At 73.3% G+C, this 16,407-nt stretch carries 10 protein-coding genes and 1 tRNA gene; 10 read left to right on the top strand and 1 reads right to left on the bottom strand.

Features of this window, described 5'->3' with window-relative positions:
* Positions 1-26: 26 nt before the first annotated feature.
* The gene (locus tag ACFC1R_RS23335) at positions 27-626 is read right to left on the bottom strand and encodes a hypothetical protein (RefSeq protein WP_375941548.1); all 600 of its coding nucleotides are present in this window, start codon (positions 624-626) and stop codon (positions 27-29) included.
* Positions 627-900: 274 nt separating this feature from the next.
* Here ACFC1R_RS23335 and ACFC1R_RS23330 point away from each other — a divergent pair, with 274 nt between their 5' ends.
* The 10 genes from ACFC1R_RS23330 (at position 901) to ACFC1R_RS23285 (ending at position 16,336) form a co-directional block, all read left to right on the top strand.
* Positions 901-1,383, top strand: a complete 483-nt coding sequence (locus ACFC1R_RS23330) for a DUF3592 domain-containing protein (RefSeq protein ID WP_375941546.1) — start codon at positions 901-903, stop codon at positions 1,381-1,383.
* A 487-nt stretch (positions 1,384-1,870) separates the two neighbouring features.
* Positions 1,871-4,720, top strand: a complete 2,850-nt coding sequence (topA, locus tag ACFC1R_RS23325; protein WP_375941544.1) for a type I DNA topoisomerase — start codon at positions 1,871-1,873, stop codon at positions 4,718-4,720.
* Between the two features lie 155 nt (positions 4,721-4,875).
* A complete protein-coding gene (gene tmk / locus ACFC1R_RS23320) occupies positions 4,876-8,127 on the top strand; it encodes a dTMP kinase (protein WP_375941542.1) in 3,252 nt (1,083 codons plus the stop codon).
* A 138-nt stretch (positions 8,128-8,265) separates the two neighbouring features.
* Positions 8,266-9,474, top strand: a complete 1,209-nt coding sequence (locus ACFC1R_RS23315) for an acyltransferase family protein (RefSeq protein ID WP_375941540.1) — start codon at positions 8,266-8,268, stop codon at positions 9,472-9,474.
* Between the two features lie 45 nt (positions 9,475-9,519).
* Positions 9,520-10,731, top strand: coding sequence for a DNA polymerase III subunit delta' (locus tag ACFC1R_RS23310; RefSeq protein WP_375941538.1), 1,212 nt, complete (start codon positions 9,520-9,522; stop codon positions 10,729-10,731).
* Positions 10,732-11,030: 299 nt separating this feature from the next.
* The gene (locus ACFC1R_RS23305) at positions 11,031-12,143 is read left to right on the top strand and encodes an alpha/beta hydrolase-fold protein (protein ID WP_375941537.1); all 1,113 of its coding nucleotides are present in this window, start codon (positions 11,031-11,033) and stop codon (positions 12,141-12,143) included.
* Between the two features lie 201 nt (positions 12,144-12,344).
* On the top strand, positions 12,345-13,931 hold the full coding sequence (locus ACFC1R_RS23300) for an alpha/beta hydrolase (RefSeq protein ID WP_375941535.1): 1,587 nt from the start codon (positions 12,345-12,347) through the stop codon (positions 13,929-13,931).
* A 78-nt stretch (positions 13,932-14,009) separates the two neighbouring features.
* Positions 14,010-14,702: a leucine efflux protein LeuE gene (gene leuE, locus ACFC1R_RS23295; protein ID WP_375941533.1), complete on the top strand. Its 693-nt coding sequence runs from the start codon at positions 14,010-14,012 to the stop codon at positions 14,700-14,702.
* 107 nt (positions 14,703-14,809) lie between these two features.
* Positions 14,810-14,883: transfer RNA gene (locus tag ACFC1R_RS23290), tRNA-Thr, on the top strand.
* A 415-nt stretch (positions 14,884-15,298) separates the two neighbouring features.
* Positions 15,299-16,336, top strand: coding sequence for a LuxR C-terminal-related transcriptional regulator (locus tag ACFC1R_RS23285; RefSeq protein WP_375941531.1), 1,038 nt, complete (start codon positions 15,299-15,301; stop codon positions 16,334-16,336).
* Positions 16,337-16,407 lie beyond the last annotated feature (71 nt).

The raw sequence follows: 16,407 nt of genomic DNA, 5'->3' as shown, positions 1-16,407 counted from the left end.
GGTCGCGCTACCGGGGCGGAGCCGGATCAGCCGGCCTCCGAGATCTCGACGATCTGCCCGCCGGAGTCCACCTTGATGAGGAAGTAGTTGCCGTGGCAGCTGAACGGCTCAGCGACCGCGCCCACTTGGGTGCAGTCGTTGACGTGGTCGATCAGCCGGGAGATCGGCACCGTCGTGCCGCCGGTCCTGCCCGGAACGAGCAGTTCGGCGCTGACCTCGGTGGTCATCGAGTAGCGGACCGCCGGGCCGCTCGCGGAGAACGTGGCACCCTTCGGGCCGCAGTCGAGGGCGGCGGCCGAGGCCCGCAGCTGCTCCTCGGGCTGCAGAACGCCCGACACCGCGTGGATCAGTTTGTAACCGGGCCGGACGAAGCCCGGATTGCAGGACGCCCCCGCTGCGGACGCCGAGGCCGTCGGCGACGGACTGGCAGGCGCACTGGAGGGCGAACCGGAGGGTGAACCGGGGGCGGGCGAGGCGACGACGGGCCCGGACGGCGTCGCCGGTGAGCCGGACGAAGCCCCGGCCTCGGTGGCCGGTTGCGACCCGCAGGCTGACAGCGACAGCGACAGCGCCAGTGCGGCACCGGCGAGTCCGGCGGTGCTGAGCAGCGGTCGGCGAACGAACATGACTGTGTCCCCCCGAAGTTCCCCCGAGCCCCGGGCGGCTGCCCTGGGCCGTTGTCGGTCGTGCAGTCCTGGTAGCGCAGGCCTGGTGGTGCGGTCCGCGCTGTGGTGCGGTCCGTCCGTGGCGCGTGCGCCAGTTCACCGGCCTGTCCCCCCGGTGTTCTCCACCGTACTTCGAACGGCATCCCCAGGTTGTCCACGGGCTGTCACGCTCCGGTGCACCGGCTCCGGTGGCCGGGCGGACAGCGGGACGTGCAGGGCGCGGGAGGAGACGTTCATGGAGACGCCGACGGCGACCACAGCGGGGTCCGTCCTCATCCTCTTCGGCGGCGCGCTGCTCGTCTGGTGCGCCCTTGAACTGCGCCTTCGCCACCATCTGCGCCGTCACGGTGTTCCGGCCACGGCCAGGGTCGTGGTGGACGGCGATCCGTACGGGGAGCTCTACGGCGATCCGTACGGTGAGCTCGACACGGCTCCGCTGCTCTCGTACTGCACCCTGCCCACCGTCGGGGCGACGGGCCTGGGCCAGGCCGAGTCGGTGCTCTCCCGGCCGCGCGGGCACACCAGGCTCCGCCGCCCGGCCGGACTGGCCCCGGGGGCGGTGGTCCAGGTCGCCTACGACGCGCGCCGTCCGAGCCGGGTGGTCCTCGCGGCCTCCGAGACCAGGCCCTCCCTGCCCAGTGACGTCTTCTGGGCACTGCTCGGTACGAGTGCACTCGCCGTCGGCCTGACCCTGATCGCGTCCGTCCTCACGGACTGAGTCCACGGACCGAGTTCAACCGAGTTCAACCGGGTTCACGGACCGAGTTCAGGAACCGGGTTCACGGACCGGGGCGCGTCGGCCCGGCCCGCACCTCGTCAACGACCCCACTCCGCCGCGCTGTCCGGCCCGCGCCGTGGCCCGTGATGTGACCCGTCGTCCGGCCCGCCGCAGTGCCGGTTTCCCGGCTGATCGGACATCAGCCGTTCGGGGCCCCTGATCGGCCGAATCCGGCCGCTGGCAGGCCCTCGCCACCCCTCCGCGCGGCGCGACCGAGCGTCGTCGGGTTACCGTTCGAGTGGCGTCGGTCGGCCTTGCCGGTGAAAAAGTGGGATCCGTCCGTTTGACAAGGGTGGCCAGGGTACGGTCACACTCCGCTGGTGGGGCCGTCGCGCAGCGGCAGCTCCGGACGGCGGTGGTCGGGCGGGACGTCTCCTTCGCCGGTGCGCCGCCCAGCACAGGAAACGACCGGGAGAGAAGAGCGAAGGTGTCCCCGAGCAGCGAGACCGCGCACGGCAAGCGACTCGTCATTGTCGAGTCGCCGGCCAAGGCGAAGACGATCAAGGGCTACCTCGGCCCCGGCTACGTCGTCGAGGCCAGCGTCGGGCACATCCGCGACCTGCCCGGCACTGCCGCCGAGGTCCCGGACAAGTACACCGGCGAGGTGCGCCGCCTCGGGGTCGACGTCGAGCACGACTTCGCCCCTATCTATGTGGTCAACGCGGACAAGAAGTCGCAGGTCACCAAGCTCAAGAGCCTGCTCGCGGAGTCCGACGAGCTCTTCCTCGCCACCGATGAGGACCGCGAGGGCGAGGCTATCGCCTGGCACCTGCAGGAGGTGCTGAAGCCCAAGGTGCCGGTGCACCGGATGGTCTTCCACGAGATCACCAAGGACGCCATCCAGGAGGCCGTCCGCAATCCGCGGGTGCTGAACCAGCGACTGGTGGACGCCCAGGAGACCCGCCGGATCCTCGACCGCCTCTACGGCTACGAGGTCTCGCCGGTGCTCTGGAAGAAGGTCATGCCGAAGCTCTCGGCCGGCCGCGTGCAGTCGGTCGCGACCCGGCTGGTGGTCGAGCGCGAGCGTGAGCGGATCGCCTTCACCAGCGCCTCGTACTGGGACCTGACCGGCGTGTTCGCCACCGGCCGCACCCCCGCCGACGCCGCGAACCCGGAGACCTTCGGCGCCCGGCTGGCCGCCGTCGACGGAAAGCGGATCGCCAGCGGCCGCGACTTCGGCCAGGACGGCCGCCTGAAGACCGCCAACACCCTGCACCTGGACGAGACGGCCGCCCGCGCGCTGGCCGCCGCCCTGGAGCAGACCGCGTTCGCCGTCCGCAGCGTCGAGTCCAAGCCGTACCGCCGTTCGCCGTACGCGCCGTTCCGCACCACCACGCTCCAGCAGGAGGCCAGCCGCAAGCTGGGCTTCGGCGCGAAGCGGACCATGCAGGTGGCCCAGAAGCTGTACGAGAACGGCTTCATCACCTATATGCGTACCGACTCCACCACGCTCTCCGACACCGCGGTCGCCGCCGCCCGCGCCCAGGTCACCCAGCTCTACGGTGCGGACTACCTGCCGGGCGCGCCGCGCACCTACGCGTCCAAGGTCAAGAACGCCCAGGAGGCGCACGAGGCGATCCGCCCCTCCGGCGACCGCTTCCGCACGCCCGCCGAGACCGGTCTGTCCGGTGACGACTTCCGGCTCTACGAGCTGATCTGGATGCGCACCGTCGCCTCCCAGATGAAGGACGCCGTCGGCCAGTCGGTCACCGTCAAGGTCGGCGGCCGCGCCTCGGACGGCCGGGACGTCGAGTTCTCCGCCTCCGGCAAGATCATCACCTTCCACGGCTTCCTCAAGGCCTACGTGGAGGGCGCCGACGACCCGAACGCCGAGCTGGATGACCGCGAGCGCCGCCTGCCGCAGGTCACCGAGGGCGACCCGCTGGCCGCCGAGCAGCTCACCCCGGAGGGCCACGCCACCAAGCCGCCGGCCCGCTACACCGAGGCCTCGCTGGTCAAGGAGCTGGAGGACCGCGAGATCGGCCGTCCCTCCACCTACGCCTCGATCATCGACACCATCATCGGGCGCAAGTACGTCTTCAAGAAGGGCACAGCGCTCGTCCCGTCCTTCCTCTCCTTCGCCGTGGTGAACCTGCTGGAGAAGCACTTCGGCCGCCTGGTCGACTACGACTTCACCGCCAAGATGGAGGACGACCTCGACCGCATCGCCGCCGGTGAGGCGCAGTCCGTCCCGTGGCTGAAGCGCTTCTACTTCGGCGAGGGCGAGGGCGCGGGCGTCGCCGCCGAGGCCGGGAACGGCGACGGCGACCACCTCGGCGGCCTCAAGGAACTGGTCACCGACCTCGGCGCGATCGACGCCCGGGAGATCAGCTCCTTCCCGGTCAGCGACGAGATCGTGCTGCGGGTCGGCCGGTACGGGCCGTACGTCGAGAAGGCGTCGAAGGTCGCCGACGAGCCCGGCCAGCGCGCCGACATCCCCGACGAGCTGCCGCCGGACGAGCTGACCGTCGAGCTCGCCGAGGAGCTGCTGGCCAAGCCCAGCGGCGACTTCGAGCTGGGCGCCGACCCGGTCAGCGGCAACATGCTGGTGGCCAAGGACGGCCGGTACGGCCCGTACGTCACCGAGATCCTGCCCGAGGGCACGCCCAAGACCGGCAAGAACGCGGTCAAGCCGCGCACCGCCTCGCTGTTCAAGACGATGTCCCTGGACACCGTCACCCTGGACGACGCCCTCAGGCTGCTCTCGCTGCCCCGGGTGGTCGGCAGCGACCCCGAGGGCAACGAGATCACCGCGCAGAACGGCCGCTACGGCCCGTACCTCAAGCGCGGCACCGACTCGCGCTCGCTCACCAGCGAGGACCAGCTCTTCACCGTCACCCTCGACGAGGCGCTGGCGATCTACGCCCAGCCCAAGCAGCGCGGCCGGGCCGCCGCCGCCCCGCCGCTCAAGGAGCTCGGGACGGACCCGGTCAGCGAGCGCCCGGTGGTCGTCAAGGACGGCCGCTTCGGCCCGTACGTCACCGACGGCGAGACCAACGCGACGCTCCGCAAGGACGACGAGGTCGAGACCCTCACGCCCGAGCGCGGCTACGAGCTGCTCGCCGAGAAGCGGGCGCGCGGACCGGTGAAGAAGGCGGCCAAGAAGGCTCCGGCCAAGAAGGCCGCGGCGAAGAAGACCACGACGGCGAAGAAGACCGCCGCCAAGAAGACGGCCGCGAAGAAGACCACCACGGCGGCGGCGAAGAAGGCCACGACGGCCAAGACCGCGGCCAAGACGGCGGCCAAGAAGGCCGCCGCCCCGTCCGAGGAGAGCTGAGCCGAAGCAGGATCGGCCCGTGAGTCCCGGTGCCGGGGTTCACGGGCCGCCGTCCGTCCGGCGGACGGGGGCGGTCGCGTCACAACCCTGTCATGAGCGGCTGTCGGGGCCCGTTCCCCGGCTCTGCGACAGGGCCCGCCCGCTACCCTGACCGTATGACGAGCGAGGAGCAGCCCACCAGCACGAGTGCAGCCCTACCCAGGCTCCCCGAGGCGGCCCCGGCCGGAACTCCCGGAGAACGGGCCCGCGCGCTGCTGCGGTTGCGCCCCTACCGTCGGCTCTGGACGGCCCAGCTCGTCGGAGGCACCGGCGACCGGCTCGGTCTGCTGGCGCTGCTCGCGCTGACCTGGGCCGCGGCGGTCTTCGGCGGCCAGTTCGGTCACGGTTACCGGGCGCAGGCGCTCACGGTGGCCGCCGTGCTCGGCGTCCGGGTACTCGCCACGCTGCTGTTCGGAGCCGCGCTGCTCGGTCCGGTGCACGGTCTGGCGGCCGGGAAGCTGGACCGCCGCTGGGTGCTCTTCGGGGCCGACGCGTTCCGGGCCGTGCTGATCGGCATCGCCCCGTGGTGGCTCGCCTGGAGCCCGGGTTCCGCCACCTACCTGCTGCTCGGCACGGTCTTCCTGACCGGTGCCGCCGAGCGGGTCTGGTCGGTCGCCAAGTCGGCCGCCGTGCCGTCGCTGCTGCCGCCCGCCGACTCCGCCGCCGCCCCGTCCGAGCAGCGGCCGTCCGCGTCCAGCCTGGACGCCGTACGCATCCTGGACATGCGCACCGGCTGGGCGACCGTTCCGCTGGCGGCCCTCGCGCTGGTGGCGTTCACGCTGGTCAACAACGTCTTCGCGGCGCTCGGCTCGCACTGGCTGCGGACCCACCAGGTCACCTCGGCCGGTGTCGGCGCGGCCCTGCTGCTGGCTGCCTCCGCCGTCCTGGTCTTCCTGCAGGAGCTGCCCGGTGGCACGGCTGCCGCGCCGCGCTCCCCGCTCCAGGGCCTGCGCGCCCCCACCGACGCCACCCCGGGACCGGCGCTGCGCAAGGGCCGCACCGGCTCCGCCCCGTACTTCACCTTCTCGGTCGCCGCCGCCTACGCCTCGATGGCGGGCGTCGGCGCGCTCGGGCTGCTGACCGCAGTCGACCACCGGGCCGGACCGATCGGCTTCGGCCTGCTGGTGTTCGCCGCGGCCGGTGCCCCCGCGCTCGGCGTCCGGCTGACCCGGGCCACGCTGCCCTCGCTCTCCAGGCGCCGTCTGCTCGCGCTGGCCCTGCTCACCGAGGGCGTGGCGCTGATCCTGGCCGGCCTGGTGCTGGACTTCGTCCTGGTGCTGCTGCTCACCGTGCTGGCCGGGCTGGCCGCCGGTGTCGTGATCGCCACCGGCCGGACGCTGCTCGCCCAGGAGGTCGAGGAGATCCGGCTGCCCAAGGTCACCGAGCACCTGTACGCGGTGCTGCGGGCCGTGGTGGGCGCCGCGCTGGTCGTCGTCCCGCTGATCGCCGCCGGGTACGGGGAGGTCCAGTACGGCGAGGTCAGGCCCGGTGGCTTCACCTTCATCCACGACGGGGCCGCGCTGGCGATTGCCACCGCCGGACTGCTGACCATGGTGCTGGCGGCGGTCGTGCTGCTGAAGACCGACGACCAGCGCGGCAGTGTCCCGCTCGGCCGTGAGCTGGTGCAGTCGCTGCGGGGTGGGGCGCCGCTGGCACCGCACCGGGTGAGCGGAACCGGCTTCTTCATCGCGCTGGAGGGCGGCGACGGCGCCGGGAAGTCCACCCAGGCGAACGCGCTCGCGGAGTGGATCCGCAGCAAGGGCCACGAGGTGGTGCTCACCCGTGAGCCCGGCGGCAGCCCGATCGGACAGCGGCTGCGCGCGCTCGTTCTGGACGTCGGCAACACCGGCCTCTCGCACCGTGCCGAGGCACTGATCTACGCGGCCGACCGGGCCGAGCACGTGGAGAACGTCATCCGGCCCGCGCTGGAGCGCGGTGCCGTGGTGATCACCGACCGATACATGGACTCCTCCATCGCCTACCAGGGCGCGGGCCGCGACCTGGCGGCCACCGAGGTTGCCCGGATCTCCCGCTGGGCCACCGGCGGACTGGTCCCGGACCTGACGGTGGTGCTGGACGTCGACCCGACCAAGGCCCGGGAGCGCTTCACCGAGGCGCTGGACCGGCTGGAGTCCGAGCCGACCGAGTTCCACACCCGGGTGCGGGCCGGGTTCCTCGCCCTGGCCGCCGCCGACCCGGCGCGCTACCTGGTGGTGGACGGCAGCCAGCAGCCCGCCTTCGTGACCACCGCGATCCGCCACCGGCTCGACCGCGAGCTGCCGCTCTCCGCCCAGGAGCGGGCCGCCCAGATCGAGCAGGAGCGGCTGGCCCGCGAGGAGGCCGCCCGGCGGGCCGCCGAGGAGGCCCGGAAGAAGGCCGAGGAGGAGGCAGCCGAGCGCAAGCGCCAGGAACTGCTGGAGCAGTTGCGCGCCGAGCAGGCCGAGAAGGAGCGGCAGGCCAAGCTGGAGGCCGAGCGGGCCGCCGCCGAGGAGGCGAAGAAGGCGGCCGAGGAGGCCAGGCTCAAGGCGGAGGCCGCGGCGAAGCGACGCGCCGAGGAGGAGGCCGCGCGACAGGCCGAGCTCGCCGCCAAGCGGAGGGCCGAGGAGGCCGAGCGGGAGCGGCTCGCCGCCGAGGCGGCGGCGCAGGCGGAGCTCCAGCGCCAGCGCGACCTGCAGCGGGCCGAGCAGCGGCGGCGGGCGGAGGAGGCGCTCCAGCGCGCCGAGGCGGCCCGGCTGGCGGAGGAGACCCGAGTGGCCGAGGCAGCAGCAGCGGAGGCCGCGGCCAAGACCGCCGCGCCGACGGTCGACGCCGCGACGGTGACCTCGACGGTGGAGCTGCCGAGGGTCGGCGGCACCGAGGAGATCACCCAGGAGATCTCCGAACGGGAGCGGCAGGCGGCGGTCCGGGCGGCGGAGGCCCGGGCCGCCGACGAGACCGCGGTGCTGCCGACGGTTCCGGCCGCCGACGAGACCGCGGTGCTGCCGCGGGTGGAGCCGGAGCGGCCGCAGGCGCGGTCCGGTTCCACCGGCAGCGGAGCGCGGACGTCCTGGGGGAAGCCGGGCGCCGGCTCGCCGGCCGGTTCCGGGGCGGCCGACGCCGCCCGTCCGGTCGAGGACCGGGTGCCGCCGGGCCTGTGGCGGGGCGAGCAGTCGTCCGGCCAGGAACCCGCCACCGAGGTGACCAGGGAACTGCCCTCGGTCGAAGCCGACCAGGCCCCGTCCTGGAAGGCCCCGGCGGACGACACTCCCAGCCTCACCGACACCCTGCTGGGCTCGCGCGAGGAGTGGGAGCACGGCCGGCAGCAGGACTCCGAGGACCCGCAGGACGGCCGCGGCAAGGGCCGTCGGTGGCGCGGGGGCCGGGACTAGCGGCTGTCCGGGGGCGCAGAGCCTGCGCCCCCGGTAGTGCTTCGACGAACGACCCGGGGGCGGGAAGCGGCGCCGGATTCTGAGAGACTGCTACGCCCGTCCCGTCCGTTCCGTCCGGCGCCTAGGAAGTCATCGCACGTGATAGCCACCGACCCCGCCCCGAAGACGCCAGTGCGCGCAGGGCGGCTCGCCGCGCTGGACGGCCTGCGGTTCGTCGCCGCGCTGATGGTGGTGGCGTACCACTACCTGGCCTTCGGCTCGGACTGGGGCCGCCCGCGCGCCGAGGTCTTCCCGGTGCTGCACCTGCCCGCCTCGTACGGGTGGCTGGGGGTGCAGCTGTTCTTCCTGATCAGCGGGTTCGTGATCTGTCTGAGCGGCTGGGGGCGCTCGCTCTCCGACTTCTTCACGTCCAGGGTGATCCGGCTCTTCCCGGCCTACTGGCTGGCCGTGCTGGTGACCACGCTGGTGCTGGCGCTCGTCCAGGGCGGTACGGCGCCACGCGGCTGGCAGGACGTGCTCACCAACCTGACCATGTTCGAGCACCCGTTCGGCGCCCCGTACGTGGACGCCGTGTACTGGAGCCTGTGGGCGGAGGCCAGGTTCTACCTGATCTTCGCGCTGGTGGTCTGGCGCGGACTGACCTACCGCCGGGTGCTGACCTTCTGCATGGTCTGGCTGGCCGCCGGGGTGCTGGCGTACGGCCTGCCGAACGAGGGCCTGCTGCAGCTGCTGGTGATGCCCGAGTACTGCTGGTTCTTCGTCGGCGGGATCGCTTTCTACCTGATCCGGCGGTTCGGCCCGGACCTGCTGCTCTGGCTGCTGGTCGGCTTCACCTACCTGGCCGGGGTACGGGCGGTGGAGCCCACCTTCCAGTTCGTGCAGCGGAACACCGAGTACCACCTGCCCGACCTGGCCGTGCCGGCCGTGCTCGCGCTGTGCTACCTGCTGATGGCCGGGATCGCCCTCGGCTGGTTCGACCGGATCGACTGGCGCTGGCTCACCACCGCCGGAGCCGTCACCTATCCGCTCTACCTGCTGCACGAGTACATCGGGTGGGAGCTGATCGAGAAGCTCCGGTACCGGGTGGACCCGTGGCTGCTCGTGACGGCCCTGCTGGTGCTGATGCTCGCGGCGGCCTGGCTGGTGAACCGCTACGTCGAGCGGCCGCTCTCGCGCTGGATGAGGCGGCACCTGCGGAACTCCTTCGCCCGGGTCAGGGCCGTCGACGAGCAGGTGGCGAAGGAGGGGAAGGACGAGGCCGCGGCCGGACGCGGTGCGTCGGCCGGGCCCGGGCCGCTCCCGGAGCAGCAGCCCGCGGCGGAGCCCGTTGTCGGCCTGCGGCGCTAGGCTCGACCGGAGACGAGGAGTACCGGTGGTCGGCGGGAGCGCGGCGTGAGTGTGTGGGACGACCTGGTCGGCCAGGATCGGGTGGTCGAGCAGTTGACGGCGGCCGCCCGGTCCGCGCGGGCCACGGTGGCCGCGGGGCGTTCGGCTGCGCCGGAGCCGGGCGGGAACGCCTCGCTGATGACGCACGCCTGGCTGTTCACCGGTCCGCCGGGCGCCGGGCAGACCACTGCCGCGCGGGCCTTCGCCGCCGCGCTCCAGTGCACCAGCCCGGACCTGGACCTGGGCGGCGTGCCCGGCTGCGGGTTCTGCGACGGCTGCCACACCGTGCTCTCCGGCAGCCACGCCGATGTGAAGTTCGTACGGACCGACGGTCTGTCGATCGGCGTCGGCGACATGCGTGACCTCGTGCTGCGCGCCTCCAGCTACCCGACCGGCGGGCGCTGGTCGGTGATCCTGGTGGACGCCGCCCACCGGCTCACCGAGGCGGCGGCGAACGCGCTGCTGAAGGGTGTCGAGGAGCCGTCGCCGAGGACGGTCTGGCTGCTCTGCGCGCCGTCCGTGCAGGACGTGCTGCCCACCATCCGCTCCCGCTGCCGACTGCTGGTGCTGCGCACCCCGGCGGCCGAGGCGGTCGCCGACACGCTGGTGCGGCGGGACGGCGTCGACCCCGGGGCCGCCCGGCTGGCGGCGCTGGCCGGCCAGGGCGACGTGGAGCGTTCGCGCCGACTGGCGGTGGACGAGCAGGCCCGCGCCCGCCGCCTCGACGTGCTGCGCATCCCGCTGGAGGTCGCGGACATCGGCGGCTGCCTGGCCGCCGCCCAGCGGCTGGTGGACACCGCCAAGGCCGACGCCGAGGCGCTGGCCGAGACCCAGGACGCCAAGGAGACCGACGACCTCAGGGCCGCGTACGGCGCGGCCGAGGGCAGTCGGGCGCCGCGCGGCATGGCGGGTGCGGTGAAGGAGCTGGAGAAGCGGCAGAAGAGCCGGGCCACCCGGACCAGGCGCGAGACCCTGGGGGTCGCGCTGCTCGACCTGCTCGGGTTCTACCGGGACGTGCTCGCCGTCCAGCTCGGCTCGACGGGCGCCCTCGCCAACGAGGACCAGCGGCCGGCGCTCGCCAAGGTCGCGGCGGCCGGGGCGCCGGAGAACACGCTGCGCCGGATCGAGGCGGTGCTCGCCTGTCGGCAGGCGCTGGACCGCAACGTGGACCCGCTGCTCGCGGTCGAGGCGATGACGGTGGCCCTGCGGGCCGGCTGAGGCGTCGGCGGTCCGGCACCCGCACCCCCCGAGGGCGGACGCCGGCCCTCCCGCGGCCTGCGGAGTCCTCCGATCCGCGGGCGTCCCCCGGGACCGGACGGTCCGGCCGTGTGATCGGCCGGTCGCGTGCCGGAGGTATCCGCGGCTCGCTCGTTCGAGTGAACGTGGGGGCGGGTCAGGGAGCCCCGCGCGCTGCACACCCGCGCGTCTTGCACCCTGTGGACCGAGTCCGCCGTGGTGGTCCGCGCCGCTGAAGGCCGGACCCGGGCGGTGCCGGTCCTCCCGAGGTGGTGCGTCCCATGACCCGTCCGCTCCTCGTCGTTCCCCTGCTGGTGGCGGCGGTAGCCGGGACCTGGCTGCTCAGGTCCGCCTTCCTCCGCTGGCGCGACCTCCGGGTGGCGCAGACGTACGAGCTGGCGGCCGAGCAGCGCCCGCTGCTGCTGCGGGTCGGCGGTGCGATGGTCTGCGGGATGTGCGTGACGGCACTGGCCGTGACCGTCTCCCTGGACGGTCGGGCCGGGCGGTCCGTGCAGCAGGCCGCCCCGGCGGCGGCCACCGCCGAACGGAGCCCGGCGCCGCCTCCGGCGCCCCCCTCGTCCGGAGCGCCGTCCCAGGCGGCGGCCTCGCCCTCCGGTGCGGTCCCGCCGGTGATCACCCAGTTCAAGGCGGTCGGGCAGCCGGCCGGGGGAGAACTGCTGGAGGGCGCGGTGCCCGGTCCGGACGGGCGCCCGCGCACCGTACGGGTCTGGCTGCCGCCGCAGTACAAGGAGGACCCGAACGCCCGGTTCCCGGTGATCGTGCTGCACGCGGGCGGTGCCAGGACCACCGCCGACGCCGAACTCCCGGACGTCTTCGACGGGGTCGCCTCGGCGGTGAAGCTGGGCCGGTCCCGGCCGTTCGTGGTGGTCGTACCGCAGTCGCCGACCGGTACCGCCCGGCCCTGCGAGCTGGTGGCCGCCGCTCCGCAGGCCGTGGCCGACGACACCGCGCTGCGGACCGCCGTCGGTGCCGCGTTCCGCACCCTTCCGCCCGGCCCGGGAGACTGGGGGACCCTCGGCATCGAGGCCGGAGCCCCGTGTGCGGTCGCCGCCGGGCTGGCCCGCCCAGACCTGTACGGCGCGGCTGCCGCCGTCTCCGGCCGCTACGACCCGGCGGCCCTCGCCCAGACCGGCGCCGACGCGCCCGGCACGTCCGCCGCCAGACTGCTGCTCGCCGCCGCCAAGAGCGACACCGCCGGACTGGACTCCGCCCGCAAGCTCCAAGGCGCCCTGCAGAGCGGCAAGGGCCGCGCCGCGCAGGCCGACGTCAGGATCTCCGACATCGTCCAGGACTACACGCCGGAGCGGGTGCGGCTGCGGCTGGTCCGGGTCGCGGTGCAGTACCTGGCGGAGAGCCTAGCCAAGCCCGCGTAGCGACTCGGCGCGATGGCCGGCCGGGGTGACGGCACGCGGCCCGGCGGTGCCGCCGGATGGGCTGTTCCCCGCCCGGCGGCCCCCGGAGTGACCGGGCGCAGCGGGTACGGCCGGTTACGCTCTGCTGAGCCGGGCGGTGATCACCGAACCCGGCGAGCCGAGCGACCTCGCGGTCGGTGCCCGATGGGAGAGAGAGCCTCCATGCGAGCTGTCCGGTCGACCCGTGTCCTGCCCGCTACGGTGGCCGCCGCCGCGCTGCTGCTGGCCGGCTGCAGTTCGGGCGGCGGGCCGTCGGACTCCAGCGCCGGTTCGGTGTCGGGCTCCGAGGGCGGTGCCGCGCAGGGCCGGGACGCCAAGCCGCTGGAGCCGCTTCCGGCCGCGATCCCGCCCGACCTGGCCCCGTACTACGCGCAGAAGCTCACCTGGCAGCCCTGCGACGAGGAGTTCGAGTGCACCACCTTCAAGGTGCCGCTCGACTACGCCGACCCGGGCGGCGGTGACATGACCCTGAGCGCCGCCCGCAAGCCGGCCGGCGGCGGGGTGGCGCCGCAGGGTTCGCTGCTGCTCAACCCGGGGGGGCCCGGCGGTTCGGCGATCGAGTACCTGGAGGGCTCGGCCAACAGCTTCGACCCCGGTCTGCGCGCCGCGTACAACCTGGTCGGGCTGGACCCGCGCGGTGTCGGCCGCAGCTCCCCGGTGAAGTGCCTGGACGGCCCGCAGATGGACGCGTACACCGCGATCGACATGACCCCCGACGACCAGAGCCAGATCAGCGCGCTGGTCACCGCGGACAAGGGCTTCGCCGCCGCCTGCCAGAAGCAGTCCGGCAGCTTCCTCGGGCACGTCAGCACCGTGGAGTCGGCCAGGGACATGGACGTGCTGCGCGCCCTGCTCGGAGACGACAAGCTGCACTTCCTCGGCAAGTCGTACGGCACCTTCCTCGGCGCCACCTACGCCGGGCTCTACCCCAGCCGGGTCGGCCGGATGGTGCTGGACGGGGCGATCGACCCGTCCCTCGACTCGCTGGCCGGCAACCAGGTTCAGGCAGGCGGCTTCGAGATCGCCTGGTCCGCCTTCGCCAAGGACTGCATCACCCACGACGACTGCCCCGTGGGCCGGACCGAGCAGCAGGCCGGGGAGGAACTCGACGCCCTGCTGAAGCGGATCGACGCCCAGCCGCTGTCCACCGAGTCCGGCCGCAAGCTCACCGCGTCCCTGGCGGTCTCCGGAGTCATCCAGACGATGTACGCCGACTTCCTCTGGCCCGCTCTGCGCACGGCGCTCACCGCGGCCAAGGCGGGTGACGGCACTCCGCTGCTCAAGCTCTCCGACAGCTACTACCAGCGCTCGCCGGACGGCAGCTACGCCAATCTGATGTTCGCCAACACCGCGGTCAACTGCCTCGACCTGCCCGCGCCCTTCAACGACCCGCAGGGGGTCGAGAAGGCGCTGCCCTCCTTCGAGAAGGTCTCCCCGCACTTCGGCCGCGACATGGCCTGGATGGCCCTCTCCTGCGCCTACTGGCCGCACAAGGCCACCGGCGCGCCGCACACCATCCGCGCCGCCGGCGCACCCCCGATCGTGGTCGTCGGCACCACCCGCGACCCCGCCACCCCGTACGTCTGGGCGCAGGCGCTGGCCACCCAGCTGGAGTCCGGCCGGCTGCTGACCTACGACGCCGACGGCCACACCGCGTACGGGCGGCGCAACGCCTGCATCGACAACGCCGTCAACAGCTACCTGCTGGGGGGGAACGCCCCGAGTACGGGGACGCGCTGCGCCAAGTAATTTCCGTTTCCGGCCGATGCTACTGACGGATACGATGGCGCGTCCCCCGCCATCCCCCGTATCCGCTGGGAGCGAACCGTGCTCGGAGTCAACGACCTGGCGACCTACGTCCTCGGCGCCCTGGTCATCGTCCTGCTGCCGGGACCGAACTCGCTGTACGTCCTGTCCGTCGCCGCCCGCAAGGGCATCCGCACCGGCTACCGTGCCGCCGCCGGAGTCTTCGTCGGCGACTGCACCCTGATATCGCTCACCTCGCTCGGTGCCGCCTCGCTGCTGCGGGCCAACCCCGCGGTCTTCCTGGTGGTCAAGCTGGGCGGCGCGGCGTACCTGCTCTGGATCGGCATCGGGATGCTCCGGGCGGCCCGCCAGCTCTGGCGCGAACACCGGATCGCTGCGGCGCGGTCCGGTGAGGCGGGGTCCGGTGCGGCGGGAGCGGCCGACGGGGCCGTCGAGGCCGTCGAGCCCGACGCGGAGCGCCCGTTCCGACGGGCCCTGGTGGTCAGCCTGCTCAACCCGAAGGCCATCCTCTTCCTGCTCTCGTACTTCACCCAGTTCGTCGACCCCTCGTACGGGGAGCCGGTGTTCTCCTTCGCCCTGCTCGGCGGCATCCTGCAGACGTTCAGCGTGCTCTACCTCTCCCTGCTGATCTTCGCGGGCACCACGCTGGCCAACGCCTTCCGCCGCCGCAAGCGACTCTCGGCGGGCCTCACCAGCGCCGTCGCCGTCCTCTTCGCGGGCTTCGCCGCCAAGCTCGCCGTCTCCTCCGCCTGACCCCGCAGGCGGGAGCGGGTACGGACCACGCCCCGAATGTGTGTAGACTTGCGCCCGTTGTCAGTGCGACGATCAACCTTCCAGGTCAGGTCCCGCCGGACGGCGGTGCCGCCTTAGCTCAGTTGGCCAGAGCAACGCACTCGTAATGCGTAGGTCGCGGGTTCGAATCCCGCAGGCGGCTCAGCGTGAAGCCCAGGTCGATTCCTTGTCGGCCTGGGCTTCTTCCGTTCCTGCCGACTTTCGGTGCCGCGTCTCCCGTGGCGGCTTGCCTCCCCCCGACTCGTCGCTGCGGCGGCCCGTCTGCCGTCGGGGGTGGTCCGGCGGGGTGGAGGGGTGGAGGTGTCGGCCCCGGTGGCGGTGGGCCTCAGCGGGCGGTACCCGGCGCGGCCCGTCCCCTCGAAGCGGTGTCCTGCTGATCTGGGCGCACCTGCTGGCCCGGCCGGCGCGGCGAGGCGGGCTCCTCTGCGGGGCGGCCGACGTGGGTGCGCCGTGCTCCGACTGTCCGAACTGTGCATGATCTACCGCTGTGCGTCACGACCGATACGCTGTTGGCGCCCTCAACAAGAGACCAGGCAGCAGCACTATGAGGGGGAGTAGTGGAAGCACAGCACGTCGGGGCGTTCGACGCGGCGCGTCTGCTGGAGGACACCGACACGGCCGTGTACGGCTGGGTGCTCAGGCACCGCGTGTCCGACCGGGCCGCCCTCGCTGCCGCCGCCGGGATCAGCCGGGACGAGGCCGAGCGCAGTGTCGAGCGGCTGCTGCGGGCCAGGCTGCTGCACGCGGCCCCGGACGCCCCCCACGAGCTCTTCGCGGTGGCGCCGGAGACCGCGGCGGCGCAGCTGGCCGCCCCGGTGGAGGCCCGGATCCGCGAACAGCAGGGGGTACTCGCGGAGATACGGCAGGAGCTCGACCGTTTCGCCCCGCACTACCACCGCCACAAGGCGCCCCGCGGGGCGCTCGAGTTGCTGGAGAACGTGCAGGACGTGCGCAACACCCTCAACCAGGCGTCCGACCGCTGCCGCAAGGAGGTGCTCACCAGCCAGCCGGGCGGCGGAGCCCGTGTCCCGGAGGCGATGCAGGACGCGCTGGTGCGCGACCAGGCGATGCTGGAGCGCGGGATCCAGCTCCGTACGCTCTACCACCACACGGCTCGCTTCAACGGTCCGAGCCAGGCCTACGTCGCCGCCGCGTCCGCCCTGGGCGGCCAGTACCGCACCGCGCACGAGCTGTTCGGCCGGCTCATCGTCTTCGACCGCGAGCTCGCCTTCATCCCGGTGAAGGACGACAGCTGGGGGGCTGTCGTGATCCGTGAACCGTCCACGGTGGCCTATCTGTGCGAGATCTTCGAGCAGACCTGGGACCGGGCCACTCCGTTCGTCGACGCGGTCAGCCAGGGGCTCGAAGAGGTCTCCCGGGAGATCCACGAGACGATCGTCAGGCTGCTCGCGGCCGGGCTCAAGGACGAGGCCATCGCCCGTCGCCTCGGTATGTCGCTGCGCACGGCGCGTCGTCACATAGCCGACATCATGGAGGAGTTGGGGGCCGCGAGCCGTTTCCAGGCCGGCGCCCAGGCCTCCGCCCGCGGACTGCTGGGACCGGGCGGCGTCGCCGTGGGGCAGACGTCCCCCTGATCGTCGGGCGCCGCCGGGGTCCGGCCCCTGCTCCCCGGCGGCCGCGGTGCGGGGGATGCCGGGGGTCAGGG

The organism is Kitasatospora sp. NPDC056138 (assembly GCF_042264695.1).
Lineage (GTDB): Bacteria > Actinomycetota > Actinomycetes > Streptomycetales > Streptomycetaceae > Kitasatospora.
This window is presented reverse-complemented; position numbering and strand designations above follow the sequence as displayed.

Bases quoted from the DNA above. Each gene is read 5' to 3' on its own strand.
- ACFC1R_RS23335 (WP_375941548.1), bottom strand. From the start codon at position 626: ATGTTCGTTCGCCGACCGCTGCTCAGCACCGCCGGACTCGCCGGTGCC.
- ACFC1R_RS23330 (WP_375941546.1), top strand. From the start codon at position 901: ATGGAGACGCCGACGGCGACCACAGCGGGGTCCGTCCTCATCCTCTTC.
- tmk (WP_375941542.1), top strand. From the start codon at position 4,876: ATGACGAGCGAGGAGCAGCCCACCAGCACGAGTGCAGCCCTACCCAGG.
- ACFC1R_RS23305 (WP_375941537.1), top strand. From the start codon at position 11,031: ATGACCCGTCCGCTCCTCGTCGTTCCCCTGCTGGTGGCGGCGGTAGCC.
- ACFC1R_RS23300 (WP_375941535.1), top strand. From the start codon at position 12,345: ATGCGAGCTGTCCGGTCGACCCGTGTCCTGCCCGCTACGGTGGCCGCC.